17 protein-coding genes are annotated in these 20,632 nt (G+C 43.5%); 6 read left to right on the forward strand and 11 right to left on the reverse strand.

The genetic code is table 11. The features are described from left to right. Positions 1 to 273: 273 nt before the first annotated feature. The gene (gene ffh, locus ABYB02_RS00500) at positions 274 to 1,653 is read right to left on the reverse strand and encodes a signal recognition particle protein (protein ID WP_372759956.1); all 1,380 of its coding nucleotides are present in this window, start codon (positions 1,651 to 1,653) and stop codon (positions 274 to 276) included. A 250-nt stretch (positions 1,654 to 1,903) separates the two neighbouring features. On the opposite strand from ffh, the gene ABYB02_RS00505 reads away from it, so the two are divergent. Both ABYB02_RS00505 and ABYB02_RS00510 read left to right on the forward strand, forming a co-directional pair. Next, a complete protein-coding gene (locus ABYB02_RS00505) occupies positions 1,904 to 2,710 on the forward strand; it encodes an inner membrane protein YpjD (protein ID WP_372759958.1) in 807 nt (268 codons plus the stop codon). Positions 2,711 to 2,771: 61 nt separating this feature from the next. Beyond that, positions 2,772 to 4,040 (forward strand): HlyC/CorC family transporter, encoded by a 1,269-nt coding sequence (locus ABYB02_RS00510; protein WP_372759960.1) that lies wholly within the window; start codon positions 2,772 to 2,774, stop codon positions 4,038 to 4,040. A gap of 40 nt (positions 4,041 to 4,080) precedes the next feature. Here the strand turns inward: ABYB02_RS00510 and ABYB02_RS00515 are convergent, their stop codons facing one another. Then, positions 4,081 to 4,692 (reverse strand): hypothetical protein, encoded by a 612-nt coding sequence (locus ABYB02_RS00515; RefSeq protein WP_372759962.1) that lies wholly within the window; start codon positions 4,690 to 4,692, stop codon positions 4,081 to 4,083. Between the two features lie 127 nt (positions 4,693 to 4,819). Next, entirely contained in the window at positions 4,820 to 6,397 is a 1,578-nt protein-coding gene (gshA, locus tag ABYB02_RS00520; protein WP_372759964.1) for a glutamate--cysteine ligase, read from the reverse strand. A gap of 384 nt (positions 6,398 to 6,781) precedes the next feature. Between gshA and ABYB02_RS00525 the strand changes: the two genes are divergently transcribed. Next, a complete protein-coding gene (locus ABYB02_RS00525; protein ID WP_372759966.1) occupies positions 6,782 to 8,329 on the forward strand; it encodes a methyl-accepting chemotaxis protein in 1,548 nt (515 codons plus the stop codon). Between the two features lie 67 nt (positions 8,330 to 8,396). Here ABYB02_RS00525 and clpB read toward each other — a convergent pair whose 3' ends face one another. From clpB to rluD, 3 genes are all read right to left on the reverse strand, one after another. Next, positions 8,397 to 10,973 (reverse strand): ATP-dependent chaperone ClpB, encoded by a 2,577-nt coding sequence (gene clpB / locus ABYB02_RS00530; RefSeq protein ID WP_372759968.1) that lies wholly within the window; start codon positions 10,971 to 10,973, stop codon positions 8,397 to 8,399. 101 nt (positions 10,974 to 11,074) lie between these two features. Next, positions 11,075 to 11,809, reverse strand: coding sequence for a peptidoglycan editing factor PgeF (pgeF, locus tag ABYB02_RS00535; protein ID WP_372759970.1), 735 nt, complete (start codon positions 11,807 to 11,809; stop codon positions 11,075 to 11,077). Further along, positions 11,809 to 12,786, reverse strand: a complete 978-nt coding sequence (gene rluD, locus ABYB02_RS00540; protein ID WP_372759972.1) for a 23S rRNA pseudouridine(1911/1915/1917) synthase RluD — start codon at positions 12,784 to 12,786, stop codon at positions 11,809 to 11,811. Before rluD ends, pgeF begins: the two co-directional genes overlap by 1 nt. A 141-nt stretch (positions 12,787 to 12,927) precedes the next feature. Between rluD and ABYB02_RS00545 the strand changes: the two genes are divergently transcribed. Then, on the forward strand, positions 12,928 to 13,689 hold the full coding sequence (locus ABYB02_RS00545) for an outer membrane protein assembly factor BamD (protein ID WP_372759974.1): 762 nt from the start codon (positions 12,928 to 12,930) through the stop codon (positions 13,687 to 13,689). A gap of 87 nt (positions 13,690 to 13,776) precedes the next feature. Here ABYB02_RS00545 and glnB read toward each other — a convergent pair whose 3' ends face one another. Continuing rightward, positions 13,777 to 14,115, reverse strand: a complete 339-nt coding sequence (gene glnB, locus ABYB02_RS00550) for a nitrogen regulatory protein P-II (RefSeq protein ID WP_372759976.1) — start codon at positions 14,113 to 14,115, stop codon at positions 13,777 to 13,779. A 160-nt stretch (positions 14,116 to 14,275) separates the two neighbouring features. Here glnB and ABYB02_RS00555 point away from each other — a divergent pair, with 160 nt between their 5' ends. Both ABYB02_RS00555 and ABYB02_RS00560 read left to right on the forward strand, forming a co-directional pair. Continuing rightward, positions 14,276 to 14,827: a GspH/FimT family pseudopilin gene (locus ABYB02_RS00555; protein ID WP_372759978.1), complete on the forward strand. Its 552-nt coding sequence runs from the start codon at positions 14,276 to 14,278 to the stop codon at positions 14,825 to 14,827. Between the two features lie 79 nt (positions 14,828 to 14,906). After that, positions 14,907 to 15,443, forward strand: a complete 537-nt coding sequence (locus ABYB02_RS00560; RefSeq protein WP_372759980.1) for a GspH/FimT family pseudopilin — start codon at positions 14,907 to 14,909, stop codon at positions 15,441 to 15,443. A gap of 5 nt (positions 15,444 to 15,448) precedes the next feature. On the opposite strand, the gene ABYB02_RS00565 is transcribed toward ABYB02_RS00560, so the two are convergent. The 4 genes from ABYB02_RS00565 to ABYB02_RS00580 are packed head-to-tail and all read right to left on the reverse strand — an operon-like array spanning position 15,449 to position 20,632. Continuing rightward, a complete protein-coding gene (locus tag ABYB02_RS00565) occupies positions 15,449 to 15,871 on the reverse strand; it encodes a type IV pilin protein (RefSeq protein ID WP_372759982.1) in 423 nt (140 codons plus the stop codon). A gap of 9 nt (positions 15,872 to 15,880) precedes the next feature. Then, positions 15,881 to 19,144 carry a pilus assembly protein gene (locus ABYB02_RS00570; RefSeq protein WP_372759984.1) on the reverse strand — a complete coding sequence of 1,088 codons (3,264 nt, stop codon included), beginning with the start codon at positions 19,142 to 19,144 and terminating at the stop codon, positions 15,881 to 15,883. Position 19,145: 1 nt separating this feature from the next. Further along, positions 19,146 to 19,649 carry a pilus assembly protein PilX gene (locus ABYB02_RS00575; RefSeq protein ID WP_372759986.1) on the reverse strand — a complete coding sequence of 168 codons (504 nt, stop codon included), beginning with the start codon at positions 19,647 to 19,649 and terminating at the stop codon, positions 19,146 to 19,148. Continuing rightward, complete coding sequence (locus tag ABYB02_RS00580; protein WP_372759988.1) at positions 19,637 to 20,632, reverse strand: PilW family protein; 996 nt, start codon at positions 20,630 to 20,632, stop codon at positions 19,637 to 19,639. The genes ABYB02_RS00575 and ABYB02_RS00580 overlap by 13 nt, the downstream gene beginning before the upstream one ends.

A 20,632-nucleotide genomic window follows, 5' to 3' on the forward strand; every position in this document is an offset into this window, starting at 1 on the left:
GCGCCACCACGTTGCAAACGAATAGTTACCATACCGTCCTCTATAAAGATTGACTGTTTTCATTAATAAGATTTACTCCCCAGAATGGGGAGCTGGGGAATTGTACGAGTTTTTAGCAACAATGCAAGTAAGAAGTGATGCAAAAAGTTAGTTTAGTAGGTAAAATCGTGATCTCAGCGTTGAAAGGTTACTTACAGCGACAAGTACGCATAATTTATTCAACGAAAAAGGAGCGTTTTGCTCCTTTTTGTAACTTTTGCTTCACTTTAAAAGTTAAAACTTAGGTGGACCACCGCCCATCATACCAGGTGGTAGCATCCCTTTCATGCCGCGCATCATCTTGGTCATGCCGCCTTTACCTTTCATTTTTTTCATCATTTTTTGCATTTGGGTAAATTGCTTAAGCAACTTATTGATTTCTTGAACTTGAGTACCCGAACCTGCGGCAATACGCTTTTTGCGTGAGCCTTTAATGATTTCTGGACGCGCACGCTCTTGTTTGGTCATGGAGCTGATAATGGCTTCCATTTGAATAAAGGTTTTATCCCCCATCTGACCTTTAACTGCATCCGGTAAATTAGCCATCCCCGGCAGTTTATCCAGCATCGACATCATGCCACCCATGTTTTTCATTTGCTTAAGCTGATCAGCAAAATCATCTAGGGTAAAGCCGCTGCCTTTAAATACTTTTTCGGCCACTTTGGCGGCTTTTTCTTTATCTACTTTCATTTCGACTTCTTCGATTAATGAAAGTACATCGCCCATACCTAAAATACGTGACGCTATGCGGTCTGGGTGGAACGGTTCAAGTGCATCGGTACGCTCACCCACACCCATAAATTTAATGGGTTTGCCGGTAATATGACGAATAGATAACGCCGCACCACCGCGTGCGTCACCATCTGTTTTGGTTAGAATAACACCGGTCAGCGGCAATGCTTCATCAAACGCTTTTGCTGTATTAGCCGCATCTTGACCTGTCATTGCATCAACCACAAACAGCGTTTCAATTGGGTTAATAGCGCTATGTAACGCCTTTATTTCATCCATCATGTCGTTATCAACGTGCAAACGACCTGCGGTATCTACCAGTACCACATCGATAAATTTCTTTTTCGCATGCGAAATCGCCGCAGTAGCAATATCGACCGGCTGTTGTGAAATGTCACTAGGGAAAAACTCAACATCCACTTCTGTTGCTAGGGTTTCTAACTGTTTAATCGCCGCAGGGCGATAAACATCGGCACTCACTACCAGCACAGACTTTTTCTTGCGCTCTTTTAAAAACTTAGCCAATTTACCCACACTGGTGGTTTTACCCGCACCTTGCAGACCCGCCATCATTACCACTGCTGGCGGTTGGGCGTTAAGGCTTAGCTCTTCGTTGGCTTCACCCATGGCTTTTTCAAGTTCTTCGCGCACTATTTTTACAAACACTTGGCCTGGGCTTAAGCTTTTGGTGACTTCAACACCTACCGCACGCTCTTTAACTTGTTTTACAAACTCGCGAACAACCGGCAAGGCCACATCGGCTTCTAAAAACGCCATGCGTACTTCGCGCAGAGTGTCTTTAATATTATCTTCAGTTAGGCGGCCACGGCCACTGATGTTTTTTAAGGTTTTACCTAATCGTTCTTGGAGATTCTCAAACATGTCACGGTTCCGATAAGACGTTTATACCAATTTAATTAACATCGCTTTAAATAACACACTTTATTAATGGAATTGATACTATTAAATTTCAATTAAAAACAGTATACCGTAAATGGTGCCGCACAATACAGTGTTCAAGTGCAGCTTATTGAGTTTCTTTTTTTAGGTCTATGCATTTGCTTTGCTATAAAATACAATGGCTCAATAACACTCATGAATTTTTTGACTTAAATTAAGTGACCAAAGCACCATGCTGATTATTAGCTTAACTATTATTGCCAGTTTATTTTATGTGTTAGCAACCTCTCACGTGCTATCACGGTTGTTTCATAAACAAGGACCGAGCCAAAAACTCACTATTATATTAAGCACCGTGGCTATTTTGGCGCATATGCTGCTGTTAGTTAACTCGGTGTTTCGCGCCGACGGGCAAGACTTAAGCATCGTTAATGTGGCGCTATTAACCTGCTGGGTCATTGTGGTATCTGTCACTACCGTGTCGTTAAAGTTTCCCGCCACACTGCTGTTACCCGTTGTCTATGGTTTTGCTGCATTACTCACTCTTGCCAGTTTGTTTATTCCCCACCATATATTACTGCAAAGTATTAATATCAATGTTGGCTTAGTCACCCATATTTCATTATCTTTATTAGCCTATTGTATTTTAATCATTGCGACCTTATATGGTGTACAGTTTTACTTTATTGATAAGCGCTTAAAACGCAAAGATTTAGCCATAGTACATAGCCACTTACCGCCATTAATGGTAGTTGAGCGTCAACTATATCAACTGCTTAATTTAGGCACTACGCTACTGACAGTGGCACTGATATCTGGCTTTGTGTTTCTTGATGGCATGTTTGCCAGTGAATTTATCCATAAAACAATTTTATCATTGCTGGCTTGGATTATTTTTACTGTGATTGCTGTGGGCCATGTAAAGCAAGGCTGGCGTGGAAAACCAGTAGTTATTGGTATCATGATTGCTGCCTTTATTCTTACGCTGGCTTATTTTGGCAGCCGCTTTATTCAAGAAGTCATTCTAAATAAATTTTAACTTGACTCTAGTTACTCACTCTAGCCTAATACACGCTAGTTAATAATAAAAGGATCCATCGTTGGACGCCATATCGACAAGTACCTTGTTTATCATTTTAGCTTTACTGGTGCTTTTTTCTGCCTACTTTTCCGGCTCAGAAACCGGGATCATGTCAATCAATCGTATACGCCTGCGCCATCTCGCAAAAGAGAACCATCGCGCGGCTAAACGTGTCAGTAAATTACTTAGTCGTCCAGACAGGCTCATAGGGTTAATTTTAATCGGCAATAACTTAGTTAATATTGCCGCCGCGCAAGTGGCTACAATTATTGGTATTCGCTTATACGGCGATTTAGGTATTGCGGTGGCCACCGGTGTGCTCACTTTAGTGGTACTTATTTTTGCCGAAGTCACGCCGAAAACGCTGGCCGCGCTGTACCCTGAAAAAGTGGCGTTTCCCAGCTCAGTGATCCTCAAAGGGCTACTAAAAATAATGTTCCCTCTGGTGGTGGTTATTAACTGGCTGACCAACGGGATTTTACGCTTATTTGGTATCAGTGCGGCAGAAATAGATGAGCACAGCATCAGTAAGGAAGAGCTAAAATCGGTGTTAAATGAGTCGGGGGCACTGATACCTGCCCGCCACCAAAGCATGCTGACCTCTATTTTAGAATTAGAGCAAGTTACGGTGGAAGATATTATGATCCCCCGCAATGAAATTGTGGCAATAGATATCAACGACGACTGGAAGCTTATTAGCCGTCAGCTTACGCATGCGCAACACACGCGCGTTTTATTGTATCGCGACAACATAGATGACGCAGTGGGTTTTATTCACTCCCGTGACGCCTTACGGCTGTTAACTAAAGAGCAATTTGATAAGCCTTCACTGTTACGTGCGGTACGTGAAATTTACTTTATTCCCGAAGGCACCTCACTTAATACCCAGTTATTAAAGTTTCAGCAATCTAAAGAGCGTATAGGTTTAGTGGTTGATGAGTACGGTGATATTCAAGGCTTAGTGACCCTAGAAGATATTCTTGAAGAGGTGGTGGGGGATTTTACCACCACACAAACACGCACTCCCAGCGAAGAAGTAACCACACAAAGTGATGGCTCTGTGGTAGTGGATGGCGGAGCTAACGTGCGCGACTTAAATAAAGAAATGGGCTGGGAGTTTCCACTCGACGGCCCGAAAACGCTCAGTGGTTTAATCGTGGAATACCTAGAAAACATTCCTGATGCCAACCTCAGTCTGCGTATTGCGGGTTACCCTATTGAAGTACTCGAAGTAAAAGAAAACATGATCAAGCTGGTAAAAATACAGCCAAATAAAAGAAAGAAATAACGTAAAAAGGAGCCTATGGCTCCTTTTTTAATACCTTTAACTAACCGAAAATCAATCGTTGCAGCCAGCCTTTATTCAAGTCTGCTTCACAACGCTTTAACTGCGCTCCATAACGACTCGCACGGTGTTTTACTTTATTAGCCACACTCATAAGCCACTTTTTCTTTTTATAAGTGCCGCGTTTATAGCCACCCCAACCTTCGTGATAGTTAAGGTATTGTCCATAGGCATCCCATTTAGAAACACCGTTTATTTTATGGGTTTTATACACAAACCAGCCCATAAAATCGATAGCGTCATCGAAATCATCTCGGTCTGCGCCACTGTTATTACTTTCGCGAATATAGTCAGACCAGGTCATGGTTTTAGCTTGTGAGTAGCCATACGCCGAGCTGGCTCTGCCTGTGGGTATTATCCATAAAAAGTATTCCATTGGCGGCGCAGCATCGTGCTTAAACGAGCTTTCTTGGTACATCATACTCATCAGTACATGCTTGGGTGCGCCCCACTTCTGTTGCGCATCTTTGGCGCCAAAGTACCAACTTCTTTTTTCTTCAAAAATTTTACAAATATCGTTAGGTTGCTTTGGCGGAGCGGTCGCACAGCCGGCTAAACTAAGCGCTAAAGATAAAATAACTATATTATGTTTCATTTTTGAGTATCTCACTGAGTTTTGCAGCGCCTTGACTTTAAAGTAACAAGTGCTGCCGTTTCAGCAGCATTTCATTCTAAAAAATAATGACGCAGCGACTTAGGCTGCGTATTGTATTTACTTGTTATCACTTAGCCTTAAAGTACTCATTTAAAAATGCCGTAAACGACACTGAGTCACTTTGTTCAATCGCTAATTGCGCGGCATTAGATTGCGCTACCTGCTGCTCTAACCATGGCTTAGAAAACACTTGATAGTCACAAGTTTGATGATTTTGCTTATATTTATTCGCCAGTGCCAACGCATAATGACCATTATCTAAACCCGAAGCCTCTAATTCGCTAACATACCGTCCCGAATAAGTAAGTTCAGGCTGCTTGATCCAATCAGCCATGCGAGCAATGGTTGCGCTGTAGTAACTCACGTCATAGGCGCTGTCCATGTAACGTGCTACGTCGCTTAACTGCGCAAAAATTTCTTCGCCCCATGCTTGCAGCGGGCGGGCTTGATCATAATAATTAAGCATTAGATCTTTTTCTCGGCCGTTATTCACCACAGTATCAAGGTTTGCAGTACTGCGCATTTGCTCATCCCACCCCATGGGGGCTGAGTCTTTAAGCAAACAGTAAGTTAAAAACACGTCTAAAAAGTGGAATTGCTCTTCATCTATGCCCACTTCACTAAATGGATTTACATCTAGCGCACGAATTTCAACATACTCAATGCCAGCTCGAAGCAATGCATCGGTTGGGGTTTCACCATTTTTAGCGTTACGTTTCGGACGTATCGGTGAATAAAATTCGTTTTCTATTTGCAGGACATTTTTATTTAACTGCTTAGGCTGCTCGCTGGTGTAGTCGTCTATTCCACCATACAGCTCTGAAGGGGTGTGGATGGCTTTTTTCAAACCGGCCACATATTCATCTAACGAGTTATACATTACCCGTAACGACGATTGTGCGCTGTTAGTGTAGCCTAAGTTACCTAAGCGCAGCGCCGTGCCTACTGCTAAATATAGCGTGCCTTTACCAAGCTTTTTAAACGGTAAGTCTGTTTTTCGCCCTTGTAAAAACGAGCTACATAACGCCGGCGACGCACCAAATAGATAACTGATCAGCCATAACTCACGTTTAAAATTACGAATAAGGCCTAAATAACCTGCCGATATAAAATCGCTTAAGCTAAGTTCACTGCCCGATAAACTGTGTAATGACTGCCATAGCGTGTCTGGAAACGAAATATTAAAATGCACACCCGCAATCGCTTGCATCATACTACCATAACGGTTTTTTAGCCCTTCACGGTATAAGGTTTTCATTTGCCCTACATTAGAGGTACCAAACTGCGCCAGCACTATGTCATCTTGATGTTCAATAAAGCACGGCATACTAATTGGCCAGAGCAGTTCGTCACCCATTTTTTCTAGGGTAAACTTTTGTAAGTCTTTTAATTGCTTTAGGGTTTGCGTTGACGACTCACTCACCGGAGTAATAAACTCAAGTAATGATTCAGAAAAGTCGGTGGTTATATGTCCATTGGTAAGCGCACTGCCTACACCCGCTGGGTGCGGTTGTTTAGAAATAGCACCATTACCTTTAATACGGAGTGACTCGCGCTCAATACCACGTTTAATCCCTTTAATTGCAAATTTATGTTGCGTAGCAGATAGCGCTTCTAGCGTGCTGGTTAGATCATGTGTTGCCAAAAATACTTCCTCGAGCCAAGTGGCTTAATCATAGGGTTATGGGGGCTAATTACCTATACTCAAGATTAACTACTAAAAAACTAAATTATATCTTTTTTGCAGTGTATCTTCTTTGCTTTTAACAGGCTTAATATAACCGCACATAAACAATAATCTTGCCATTGCTAAGCACAATATACAATTGCTTTCCCATTTTTATTTAACCGTAACAGCAAATTAACCTTTACCGCCCCACTTGCTAAAATTTATTAAACATAATCACTGCAACTTTGATTGAGATCATAGAAAGTACAACGAATAGATTTAGCATAGCTTTATTTCAACGCACTCAGGATATTATCTATTTATCGACAACGCCCCTAATTTAGGTGATGAATAATTACTATGCCTAGCGATCAAAACATAATAAATGAACAAGTAAATTTTGCTGACTCTCAACAACTGGTATCCACAACCGATCTGCGTGGGGTGATCACCTATGCTAACCCTGAGTTTTGCAATATTGCCGGCTACAGTATTGATGAACTGGTAGGGAAAAACCACAGTATTGTCCGTCATCCGCAGATGCCAGCCGCGGCATTTAAAGAAATGTGGCATACCTTAAAGCAAGGTCACTCTTGGCGCGGTGCGGTTAAAAACCGCTGTAAAGACGGACGTTTTTATTGGGTCGATGCCTTTGTTACACCTATCTTTGAACATGGCCAATTGGTGGGTTACCAGTCGGTAAGAACCAAGTTAAGTGCCTCATTACAAGCACGAGCAGAAGCACTTTATAAACAGCTCAATGGGAATAAATCGCAATTTAATTGGCGTGAACAAAGCCACTTAAGACAAAGCATCACTATTACTGTATTACTGCTGTGGCTGGGATTTAGTGCTTTATGGGCCTCTGTAGCGATGGCGTTAATTAATTTAGTTGCCTGCTTACTGGTGATTAGCTTGCAATATGACGAGTTGTGGCTCACCCCAAAGCGGTTGCAGCAACAAAAACGACAAAGCGATTCTATCTCACGCTATATTTTTAGTGGCCGTCACCCACACAGTATTAGTGACTACCGCGAGCAAATGCTCAATGCCAAACTGCGCACTGTGCTTGGTCGCGTTAAGGACGCGACCGTAAGTTTTAATAGTATCGCGCTCAATTTAGATAAACAGTCAACACTCACAGAGCAAGGTATTGCATCGCAAAGCGCGCAGCTTGAACAGATTGCTTCTGCTATGGCGCAAATGAGTGCAACGATTGGCGATATATCGAGTAACACCTTTAATACCGCCGATAAAGTCAGTATTACTTATCAAAGCTGCTCCGATATCAAAGCACATATCGCCGATAACAACCTGATGGTTTCAGACTTAGCGATACAGGTAGAGCAAGCCGCCACCACAGCGAATAACCTCGCCTCAGAGGCCGATAAAATTGGCCAGGTAATGGGCGAAATTGAAGGTATAGCCGAACAAACTAATTTACTGGCACTTAATGCGGCCATTGAGGCAGCCAGAGCCGGTGAGCATGGCCGTGGCTTTGCGGTCGTGGCTGATGAAGTACGTGCCCTGTCGTCTAGAACGCAAAAAGCCACGGCACAAATTTACGGCTCTATAAAAGACATTCAAGACACCTTGTTTAACTGGTCACAAATAATGCAACACACCAAACAGCAAGCGGATAATTGCGTTAATACCACCACACACACACAGCACGAGCTGGATAGTATTTTTACGCAAATTAGCGAAATAACGCAACTGGCAAGCGGAATTTCAACAGCAGCAGAGCAGCAACAAGTGGTCAGCCAGGATATTAGCCGCAACGTAGCGCGCATTAAAGATTTAGGCGATGATAATTTAGCGCTAAGCTTTAATGTCGCTAAAGAGGCCGCTGAGCTGGTGGATGGCTCACGAAAAGTGAACGACTTACTCCTTACTTTTAAAATTTAACGCGTGTTTACAGATAGCAAAAAGCCGCTTTCATAGCGGCTTTTTTGGGTTGTTATGTAAAGCGTGTTTAACGGCTAGTAAATACGAGCCCTTCTTCAGCATCATCAATGACAATCACATTGCCCGGCAAATAATCACCGTTAAGCAGTTGCTGTGCCAATGGGTTTTCAATGGTTTGTTGAATAGCCCGCTTGAGTGGTCGCGCGCCATAAACCGGATCAAAGCCGCTTGCTGCAATGCGCTGTAACGCTGCATCGGTTAGCTCAAGCGCATAACCCATTTCGGTTAATCGTTCGCGCAGTTTACTTAACTGAATATCGGCAATTTCTTTAATATGCTCATTCGCTAGCGGATGGAACACCACAGTTTCATCGATACGGTTAATAAACTCGGGTCTAAACTGGTTAACCAATACTCCCATCACTTTTTCTTTCAAGGTGGCGTAATCGTTATTACCGGCTTGCTCTTGAATGATATCTGAGCCAAGGTTCGAGGTCATAATGATCACGGTATTTTTAAAGTCAACCGTACGTCCATGGCCATCGGTTAAGCGGCCGTCATCTAACACTTGCAACAAAATATTAAACACATCTGGGTGCGCTTTTTCTATTTCGTCTAATAAAATAACCGAATAAGGCTTACGGCGCACTGCCTCGGTTAAATAGCCCCCCTCTTCGTAGCCAACATAGCCCGGCGGTGCACCGACTAAACGAGCCACCGAATGTTTTTCCATAAACTCAGACATATCAATACGTACCATGGCACTTTCGGTGTCAAACATATAACCGGCCAAGGCTTTGGTAAGCTCTGTTTTACCCACCCCAGTCGGGCCTAAAAACAAGAATGACCCAATCGGACGGTTAGGATCGGCAAGCCCCGCACGCGAACGACGAATCGCATTGGCAACCGCCACCACAGCCTCATCTTGGCCGATCACTTTTTCATGCAGTTTTTCTTCCATTTGCAGTAACTTTTCACGCTCACCTTGCAGCATTCGCGACACCGGAATACCGGTCCAACGCGACAGTATTTCTGCTATTTCATCTTCGCCTACTTGATTTTTTAACAAGGTCATTTCTTGCATTTCAGCTTGTGAGGCTAAATCAAGTTTGCGCTCCAGCTCAGGAATACGGCCATATTGCAGCTCAGACATACGTTGTAAATCACTGGCACGGCGGGCAACCTCTAAATCGAGGCGTGCTTGCTCAAGCTCGGCTTTAATTACTTGCGTCCCCTGTAACGACGCCTTTTCTGCACTCCAAATTTCATCCAGTTCATTGTATTGCTGTTGCAACTCAGTGATCAGCGCCTGCATTTCAGTACGGCGCTTATGACTGGCCTCGTCTTTTTCTTTCGCCAAAGCATTATCTTCTAGCTTTAACTGAATAATGCGACGCTCAAGCTTATCTAATGACTCCGGTTTTGAGTCTATTTGTAAACGGATTGATGATCCCGCCTCGTCAATTAAGTCTATTGCTTTATCGGGTAATTGACGGTCACTAATATAACGGTGCGATAACTGCGCCGCCGCAACAATAGCCGGATCGGTAATTTCTACCGAATGATGCAGCTCATAACGCTCTTTGAGGCCACGTAATATCGCGATAGTGTCTTCCACCGAAGGTTCTTCAACGAGCACTTTTTGAAAACGGCGCTCAAGGGCGGCGTCTTTTTCAATGTATTGACGGTATTCATCCAGTGTTGTCGCGCCAACGCAATGCAACTCACCGCGCGCCAGCGCGGGTTTTAACATGTTACCCGCATCCATCGCGCCATCGCTTTTACCAGCGCCCACTATGGTGTGAATTTCATCAATAAATAAAATCACTTGGCCTTCTTCTTTGGCCAGTTCATTGAGCACCGACTTTAACCGCTCTTCAAATTCACCGCGATATTTAGCACCGGCCACCAGCGCCCCTAAATCAAGCGACAGTACCCGCTTGTTTTTTAATCCTTCGGGTACTTCACCATTAATAATACGCTGTGCTAAGCCTTCAGCAATCGCTGTTTTACCCACCCCAGGCTCACCAATTAACACCGGGTTATTTTTAGTGCGACGTTGTAATACCTGAATGGTGCGGCGAATTTCATCATCGCGGCCTATCACCGGATCGAGCTTACCTTGCTCGGCACGCTCGGTTAAATCTATGGTGTATTTTTCTAATGCTTGGCGCGTTTCTTCGGCATTAGGATCGTCTACTTTTTGCCCACCTCGCATGGCATTAATAGCGCTTTCTATTTTATCGGCACTAATATTTAAGGCTTTAAAAATAGCGCCTAACGGACCTTTATCGTCGCAAGCCGCTAATACAAACAATTCGCTCGAGATATATTTATCTTTACGCTTTTGCGCGTATTTATCACATAAATTAATCAGTGAAATCGTACTGTTCGACAGCTGCACATCGCCGCCCACGCCCTCTACTTTAAAGAGCTTTTCTATTTCTTGCGAAAGTTTAGTATTGAGCTCATCGGCACTCACTCCTGCTTGTGCTAATAATGCACGTACACTGGAGCCGCTCTGCTTTAATAACGCGTACATTAAATGTACGGGTTCTATAAATTGATGGTCTCGGCCAAGGGCCAATGATTGCGCATCGGACAGCGCAGACTGAAATTTACTGGTAAATCGATCTAAACGCATTATATGTTACCTATTAATAAAAACTTTAATTGCTTAATTAATGGGTATGCATAGTGATTTGATCAAGGTGTTGTGGAAAATATAATCAATTAAACACGCTATTATTTGCGCCAGATCACAGTTGCCATACGGCCGGTTTGTCCATCACGTCGGTAAGAAAAAAACGTCGCCGGCTGCGATACCGTGCAGTGCTCACCGCCACTAATATGTTTAACCCCACACTGGCGTAATAACAGCCGCGCCAGCTGATAAATATCGGCTAGGTATTTTTGTTCAGAATGGCGCGTAAATGCAGCCGCAAATATGGGGTTTTGCGTGACAAACTGTTGATATACCTCAGCCCCTACCACAAATTTTTTAGCGCCAATAGCCGGGCCTAACCAAGCCTCAATTGCCGTTGGCGGTGCACTAAAACAGTTAACCGTGTTTTTCACGATACCGTTTAATAAACCACGCCAACCACCATGAATAGCCGCCACTTCCTTACCATTATTACTCGCGAGTAAAATAGGCAAGCAATCAGCGGTCATTATGGCCAGCGGCTGACACGCAAGACGTGTGTAAAGCGCATCACCATCATGCACACGGGTACAATCGAGCTGCTGATCAACAATAACCACATCAACACTGTGTGTTTGGTTAAGCCATACCGCAGGTTGCGGCAAATGCGCGGTTAACTTGGCCCGATTTTGCAGTACCTGCTGCGTATTATCACCAACATGCAGTCCTAAGTTCAAACTGGCAAACGGCGGCAGCGATACTCCACCACTGCGCGTCGTGCTGAGCGTTCCCACCACGGTCGCGGGAATGCCCCATGTTGCTGATAATAATTGCATTATCTATCGATATCAGGGTTTGCTTTAGTGTCTTCACGCAGTGCAAGCGTCATTGCGACCATGTCGTCAGGGATCGGGGCTTGCCAGGTCATCATTTCACCCGTAATTGGGTGTGCAATACTTAATTTAACCGCATGCAATGCTTGGCGTTTAAAGCTACGTAATAGCTCAAACAGCTCAGGTGTTGCTCCCTTTGGTGGACGAGGACGACCGCCATAAGATTGATCGCCAATCAACGGATGGTTTAAATACGCCATGTGCACACGAATTTGGTGCGTACGGCCTGTTTCTAGACGTAACCGTAAACGCGTATGGGCACGGAACTTTTCGGCTACTCGGTAATGAGTAATTGCAGGTTTGCCCATTTCGTGCACCGCCATATGGGTACGTTGCGTTGCGTGACGACCAATTGGCTTTTCAATCATACCGCCGGCGGTCATAGTGCCATTACACAGCGCTTCGTATTCACGGGTGAAGTTTTCACGCTTTTGCAGTGCCTTCACTAAGTGTGTTTGTGCTTGAATCGTTTTAGCCACCACCATTAATCCTGTGGTGTCTTTATCTAAACGATGCACAATACCGGCACGTGGCACGTTTATAATGTCGGGGTAATGGTGTAATAATGCATTAAGCACCGTACCATCTGGGTTACCTGCTCCTGGGTGCACAACCAGCCCCATCGGCTTATTGATCACTAAAATATCATCGTCTTCATAAACAATATTTAATTTGATATCTTGCGCTTCGTACTCACGCGGCGCTTCTATGGTCGTTTCGACGCAAACCACTTCACCGCCAAAGAGTTTTTCTCTTGGGGTGTTAAACAGTTCACCGTCAACGGTGATTTTATCATCTAAAATCCACGTTTTGATCCTTGATCTTGAATAATCAGGGAACAATTGTGCTAATACTTGGTCTAGACGTTTACCACCTAAGTCGGTTGGAACCTCGGCTTGTAGAGAAATTTGCTCTGACATTAGTAATTTTACCCAATTTACCAGTGCAAGCTTTGCTCGACTGGGTTAGAATCGCTTTTAATAAAAGCATAATATAATACGCATAGTTTACTCGGTTTTACCGACTTGGCCTAGCCGTAGACAACGAAGGTAACAAATAAAATGATAAATAAAATAGGGAAACGTGCATTCGCCATTGTTTTTTCAGTTTCTGTACTCAGTTTAGGTGCGTGTTCATCGGCGCCCGATCAAGAAGATATTCAACGTGTACCTAATAAATCAGCTCACGCGCTGTATGAAGATGCAAAACAAACGCTCGACTCTGGCTTGTATGCTCGTGCCATTGAACTGTTAAGTGCTATTGACTCTCGCTACCCATTTGGACCATTTTCTAAACAAGTACAAATGGATTTAGTGTATGCCCATTACCAATCGGGTAATACCGAACAAGCACTCGCTACCATTGACCGTTTTATTCGCTTAAACCCCAACCATAAAGATTTAGACTACATGTATTATATGCGTGGTTTAGTTAATATTAAGGCCGATAAAAACGCATTTCAAGAATACTTTGGTGTGGATAGAGCCGACCGCGATGCAAACCGTACCCGCGTCGCCTTTACTGACCTATCAACCTTAGTGAAGCGTTTTCCACAAAGTGACTACGCCCCCGAGGCAAAACGTCGCTTAGTGTGGTTATTAAACCGTATGGCGCGTTATGAACTAAAAGTAGCGACTTACTATTACGAACGCGAAGCCTATTTGGCCGCTGCTAACCGTGGTAAGTATGTGGTTGAACATTACTCACAAAGCAGCTATTTAAACGATGCCCTTGAGATGATGGAAAAAAGTTACGCTAAGCTCGGCCTTACCGAGCTAAGCAATGATGCCAAACAGGCACGAAAACTCAATCGCCGCAAATAACTTTTGCTCAGGTACGGTATTAAAAAAGGCGCTAACTGATTTCAGTAAGCGCCTTTTTTACGAATTGATGCTGTTGTTTTTAAAAGCTTAAATCGCTTCTTCGTCTTCTTCTGCGGTACGAATTCGTACTACCCGCTCAACATCAGTGACAAATATTTTACCATCACCTATTTTGCCAGTTTGCGCGGTGTTAATAATCACTTCAATGGCACGCTCAACGTCATCATCGCCCAGTACAATGTCTAACTTTACTTTAGGCAAAAAATCAACCATATACTCCGCGCCGCGGTATAACTCAGTATGCCCCTTTTGCCGACCAAAACCTTTAACTTCGGTGACAGTCATGCCGGTGATCCCCACTTCCGATAGTGCTTCGCGCACATCATCAAGCTTAAAAGGTTTAATGATTGCTTCTATTTTTTTCATATTAATTACTTTTTAAAGCTGTCGTTGCCTCGATTTTAGACAATCACAGAGCGCATAGCAAACAAAGTGGTTGAATCATCAAGATAAAACTCTTACCCGTAGGATGGTTTACGCCACAAAAATAGCTATACTAAAACAATAAGTAATGAATGAGCTGACTATGAAAAAAATACAACAAGGTTTCACGATATTAGAGCTAATGGTCACCGTTGCCATTGTCGGTATTGTTGCCACAATCGCACTGTGGAATAGTAGCGATATGTTAGAAGATAATCGCGCGGAAAACTTTCTGCTTGAGCTTAAACGTAATATTACCTACGCTCGCTCTCAAGCGGCCAGTACCGATTCTATTGTAGTGGTTTGCCCCGCAGCCAGTGGCGATGTTGCCACCAGTAAAGCCACTTTAAACTGTCGCAATGAGTGGGGAGCCGGCAGTACCGTAATACTCTTTGTGGATGGCGATCGGGACGGTAATTACGATGCCGATAGCGACAGTTTATTACGCGTAATGAGCGACACACCTAGCTCAGATAAAGTTAAATATGACGGCAACGTTTCTCGACTTAGCTTTAATGCAACAGGCCGCCTTATTAGCGCTGCAGGGGACTTTATTTATTGCCCTAATAACGATAACAAAAATAATAAAGCGCTCACCGTATCCCAGTCTGGCACAAGCTTTTTTGTCGGTGACACCGCTAAAACTTGCAGTTAATAAACAACCAATCAAATGTGGTCATTTCTTTATTAGTAACTAAACTAAAATAATGAGTCATTGATTCAGGACTTCAGGGATGAAGTTACTTACGGCACTAACTAAACAACGTGGGGTTACCTTGCTTGAAGTAATGGTAACAATGGTGATTGTGGCCATTATTAGCCAGCTATCTCTGTGGTTTTTCCCCGACTTTTTAGCACTCAACCGTGCTGAAAACCAAGTAAATCTACTACACCGCAATATTAATTACGCTCGACTGTATGCCATAGAGCATGGCACCTTCGTCACCTTATGCGGATTAAAAAATAATGAGTGTGATAAAGACGACTGGGGTGAACAAATATCGTTATTTGTCGATAACGATACATCTACGTCAATCAACAACGACGAGTTAATCATCAGCACCTTTGAGCACACTCACCACGCAGACAGCCTAGAATATCCGCGCGATGCGATTACCTTTAGACCCGATGGTTCATTGAATGGCTTTCAAAATGGTACTTTTATTTATTGCCCAAATAGCGATAATGCAAGCCTTGAAGGGCTTGCATTATCGGTAAGTCAAACAGGGAGAATACGCATTAAATCTACCGACAAATGTCAGCAACAATAAATGACTTACCTGCCCCAGCAGTAATCAACATCCGAGCCACCTTTTGCTCCTTTAGCGCCTTTTAGGCCGGTGTCGGTAATAGATAACTCAGTACAGTCGCCATCCCCTTTTACCGGTCCAGCGATTGGTTTTGCTGTTATTGTAAAGGTATTTGCATCTGCATTTAACGTTATGCTTAACTCAAAATGCTGATTTTCAGTTTTGCTTTGCAGCCCTAAATCAGTAAAAGACGTGCTGTACTCGCGGTTATCTACAAAGTATTGCTCTTGTTTATTAGCCGCATCGAGCAGCGCCGCTGCGGCCTCCACCCGTGAGGCGCGCTTAACATATTCGCTGTAGTTGGGTACCGCAATGGCCGCTAATATTCCCACAATAGCCACCGCTATCATCAGCTCTATTAGCGTGAAACCTGCTTGTGGTTTAGTCATTTGAACTCCTTATTGTTGCGAACCATTTTCTTCTCGTTTGTAAATATAGGTTTGTTGGGTTTTAAAGCCAAAACCAATGGGGCGTACATTACTTACTAATTCTATTTGACCATCAACAATTTTTAAACCTGGGCCTTTTATTTCAACTGGCTTCATCGGGTTTTCGGCATTTTCGCCTTTGATGCCTGGGCCGATTAAATAAAACTGACTTTCTTGTTTTACATCAACGGTCGGATTTTCATCACATTTACCGTCACCATTGCCATCGGCACACGACGGCCCTTCACCAAAGTACAGTTGTGGGGTATCGGGTACGTCGTAACTGGTTGAAAACTTCAGCTCGTCGTATACCTTAGTGCCATAATGTAAATGAAACGCATACAGTGAGCCGCCACCGCCCGTTAATGAACACTGGTTAACCGTCGCCGCTTCCGATGCCGGTGTAAACGAGGTAAAGTATGCCACACCACCTACAACCGTTGCCGCGGCCAGTGATTTTTCACCGGTTGCCAATTCATAACGCCAACCTTTCACTTTTGCTAAATCGGCTTCTAGTGCGACAAACCCGTCTACATCATCTAACGAGTTACCAAATGGGTCATGATTTATTTGCATTAAGTCTGCAGGTTTAATCGTTGCCGGTGCTTCAGTTAAAAATGACTTAGTGACGGTATTTTCATCTCTTATCATAAATAACTGATCTTGCTCGTTAGTATCGGTTGGTTTAGAGCGATTACCACTGCCAATCACTATCGCATCATACGGCGTATCTAAGCGCGTAGTGACGACATTACCATCGACCGTTTTTTGCGTTACTTTACTAAACATAGTCCGCGCAACCAATGGTTTATAAAAAAAACGTCTGTCTTGAGTTGCTGTGGCGCTACCTAGCTCAGCTAACTTAAAGTGACTAAATTTGCTGCTATCAGCGCCCGGCATATCAACACGCCAAATATCGCCACCCGTATCGGCCGCGTAAATACGGTCTATATAACCATCATAGTCAGAATCAAGTACGCTGACATCGGCCGCTATACTGTGTTTACCAGTAAAGCCGTTAATGTCTGGGGTCAGCGCCCACACACGTTTTCCGGTTTCCGCTTCAATAATATAAATACCGCGACCTTTACTGTCTTCACTACGAATAGCGGCATCTTTATTGGTATCGTAACCTGCACCGAACACCAGTAATGGCTTATCACCAAACGCTTTAATATAAGCAATTTGTGGTTTTGACCACGTTTGTGCAAGTTCAACAAAGTCACCTTGGCCACCTTCCACCGGCGCATTCCATAATTTAGTGGGGGTATTTGGATTGGTAATATTCAGGGCATAGTAGTTGTTACCACCACGGCGCATACCAGCAAAGGTCCAGACTTTATCACCCTGCGTCGCATCAATAACGCCATCGTTTACACCATCGTTATTCAAGCTTTTATTGCTAAAGTACACGCTAATGGGGCCATCCATACCGTATACTTTGCTGTCGGCTTGTTTCTCGCGTAACGGCTTTATATTGTTATATAACGCCGAGGGAATAAATGCCCAACTTTCACTCACGGTGTCATCACTGTCTTTAAACATATGTAAAAAGCCAGCGTTGGTACCAATTAATAAACGAATATCATCATTTCCATAATCAATCGCCACCGGTTTTGAGTGCAGCGGGTCGCCAAAAATATCCCGACGTTGATCGACTGTGGAGCCGTCGTTATCTTCATCATCGACATCAATGCCGCTGGCCCACTGTATATCGGTGCTAGATAGCGTCGCTTCACCGCCGAGTAGCTCGCTAGTATCACTAATAATTGAGGTATCAAATTCAACAATCGCACCTAATGCTGTATCGGTATACAGCTGACGACTTTGTGGATCACGAGTGGTTAAATGTAAATTAACGCCCCCTTGTGCCACAGCATTCCCATCGGCAGGCTCCCCGCTTGGCAACCAAAAGGTTTTCGCGTCTTTACTTATTAAACCATTTGCATCGAGGGCGATACTGCCGGTTGAGTCAACTACTTGGCTGCCGCTCACTTTTAATTTTTTTAAGTTACCGCGCCAGCGCGCGCCGGTTTCGGGATAAAACATAGCAAAGTAAATCGCATCACGACTACGGGTTTGATCCACATTGTTGCTCGCCACTGAAGGCGACGAAAAGCTATCGTTTACTTCACGTATTTGCGAAATGGTATTTTTTAATGCATCCGACAATTGTGCTGAGGTATTCGCATGTAAGTATTGCCCGCCGCCATACTCGGCTGTTTTACCCAAGATTTCTTTACCCTTGCTACTCATCCCGGTACCAAAACCTATGGTGAACACTCGTCCTATATCGTGCACCTCGGTAGTTGCAGGGTATAAGTCAACCTCGACATCATTGGTGCCATGTATAACTTTAGCTAAAGCAGCTAAATAATTACCACTATACACAGGGGCTATTTCACCGGTAAAAGTATTGTTGTGTAAGTTATTTATAGCCTCGTTCTTTTCTGAATCATTGGTTGGGTCGCCATCACTCATTAAAATAACATTCACGCTGTTATCGCAGCGCAGTGGCTCTCCACTTATGGGTGCAAAGGGTGATTTATAAACATTAGAAGACGTTGAGGTTTCAGCATTAATATCACGATCAGAGATCCCTAGACCGTAAGCCACTGGTTTACCTGTAATATATAAATAGGCTTCCCATAGGGTTTCGCTTAAGGGGGTTGAACCACTGGCGGGTAAGTTAGCGATTTTGTCTAAAACAAACGATTTTTCTGCACCAATTTTTGCCAAGACATAACCCCCGCTGCTACCTTTAAGGCGCATTAAGCCAAAGTCAATGTCATTATTAATATTAACCAACTGCGTGATCGCTGCTTTGGCAACGTCAATTCTTCGATCATGACACTGTGCCACATATTCATCATTTACTTCTATATAACACTGCTCTTCATACTCTGCATACGTGTCTTTACTGGCATAACAAGTAACACTTTGATACTCAAAAATAGCGTCTTCACCATCGTCATCACCCTTTTTTTTATCTTTCTTTTGATCAACACTACCATCGCTTGTCGATCTCAGGTGTTTGGTATAACACGCTTGATTATCACCATTAATTACACTCCAATCCATACTGCCTGAAGTATCAAATACAAACAGTACGCGTGGTTTTTCATTAGTTTGCACATTATAATTAACGTACAGTTCAATATCTTCCGCCACTGTAGACATACTGATGGTTAGGCCCATAACGCCAGCAAGTACTTTATTTAATTTAAATTTCATTTTAAATCCCCTTACCAGCGTTAGCCATCTCTTGGGCTATACCAGTCACTATTGTCAGTTGATGCTTACTTTTCGAGCCATAGTCAATGGTGGTGGCTACTTGCATCATGTTGCACGAAATGCCAGCGGTGAAGTTAAAGCGTCGTGGACACTCTAAGTTCATTGCTCCCTTATTTAGGTTAATCATTTTACTTTGCATGTCATTATTATTGGCAATCACCATGCCGTTAGTATCTCCCGCTGAAATGGCGGTTACTTCTTCGGGGGTTAAAAAAAACTGATTGCCAGCGCCTTTATTTGCTTCACCCGAAATCATCCGTTGCACTTCACCTATTAACTCGTTTTCGGCCACTTCACGTTCTTGCGCAGCATTGGTTATTTTAATATCAACACTGCTACTGCTCATTAACGTCACCGCAATGCCCGTTACTGCAATCACCATGATCAGTGCGGTGATAAGCACCACCCCCTGCTGCGCACTAGGTCGTTGTGTTAAATACGCCATAAGTTTGCTCCCACATTATTTAACCGTATGGTGGTGGTAAATACCGTACGTCTAAAATTATCGGTAAAGGTTAACTCACGTTTATTGTCATCTTCGCCGAGCGTATATGTTTGGTTTTTAATACTCAGACCCGCATCGGGTTGCAGCGCTCTAACCAATAAAAACACTTGTACAGTGAGTATGCCCTTGCGGTTTTCCCAATCAGTGGGAGTCATTTGATTTATGCTTCTATAGGTGTCAACACGGTTATTGGCGGTAGTATCTAGGCCAAACACAAAACGCATATTCTCTACGCCTTCCATAATCGTCTCAGTGGTGATATTCCCCGCCACTAAACGTTTTCGCATCAACGCCGGTACCGTAATACTGTTATTATTCACCGTGTAACTTTGCTCGGAAATATAATAAGTATGGTGACTATAAGGCCACACCGTCGCATTTACATTTAAACTCGCAGCAGCCACTATACCCCGTACAAATTGCGCTCTTTCTTGCTCTGCAATAAAGTAGTTTCTGTTTATTTGCGTTTCATTATTGCCCGCCTCAACAGTGAGTTGATCACCTTGTAAAAACTTTATTTGTAAAATATCAGTGCCTTGAAGCGGATTGTTAACGCAATTTAACTCTTTGCTGCCACCGGCGGTTTTAGCATAAATCGATCTAAAGTTACTACTGCTGGCTAAATCGGGAAAACTACCGTTATTATCGCCTTCAAAACAATCACCGGCTGGATTAGCTAAACTTGTGGTATTGGCAATGGTCAAAGAGTCATCATAAAACGTGCCCCAAAAGCCCACCTGCTCAATATCGCGCTGTATTATATTAATTGCTAAACGCCCCGACTCTTGTAATTCGCCTATGGTCATAGTGTCTTTGGTGGTTAGTTTCATCCCTACGTAGGTAAACATCACCCCACCGAGGATCAAGCCCCCAATAAAGAGCGAGATCATCACTTCAATTAGCGTAAAACCGTGTTGTTTCAT

Source organism: Pseudoalteromonas sp. (assembly GCF_041613455.1).
Lineage (GTDB): Bacteria > Pseudomonadota > Gammaproteobacteria > Enterobacterales > Alteromonadaceae > Pseudoalteromonas.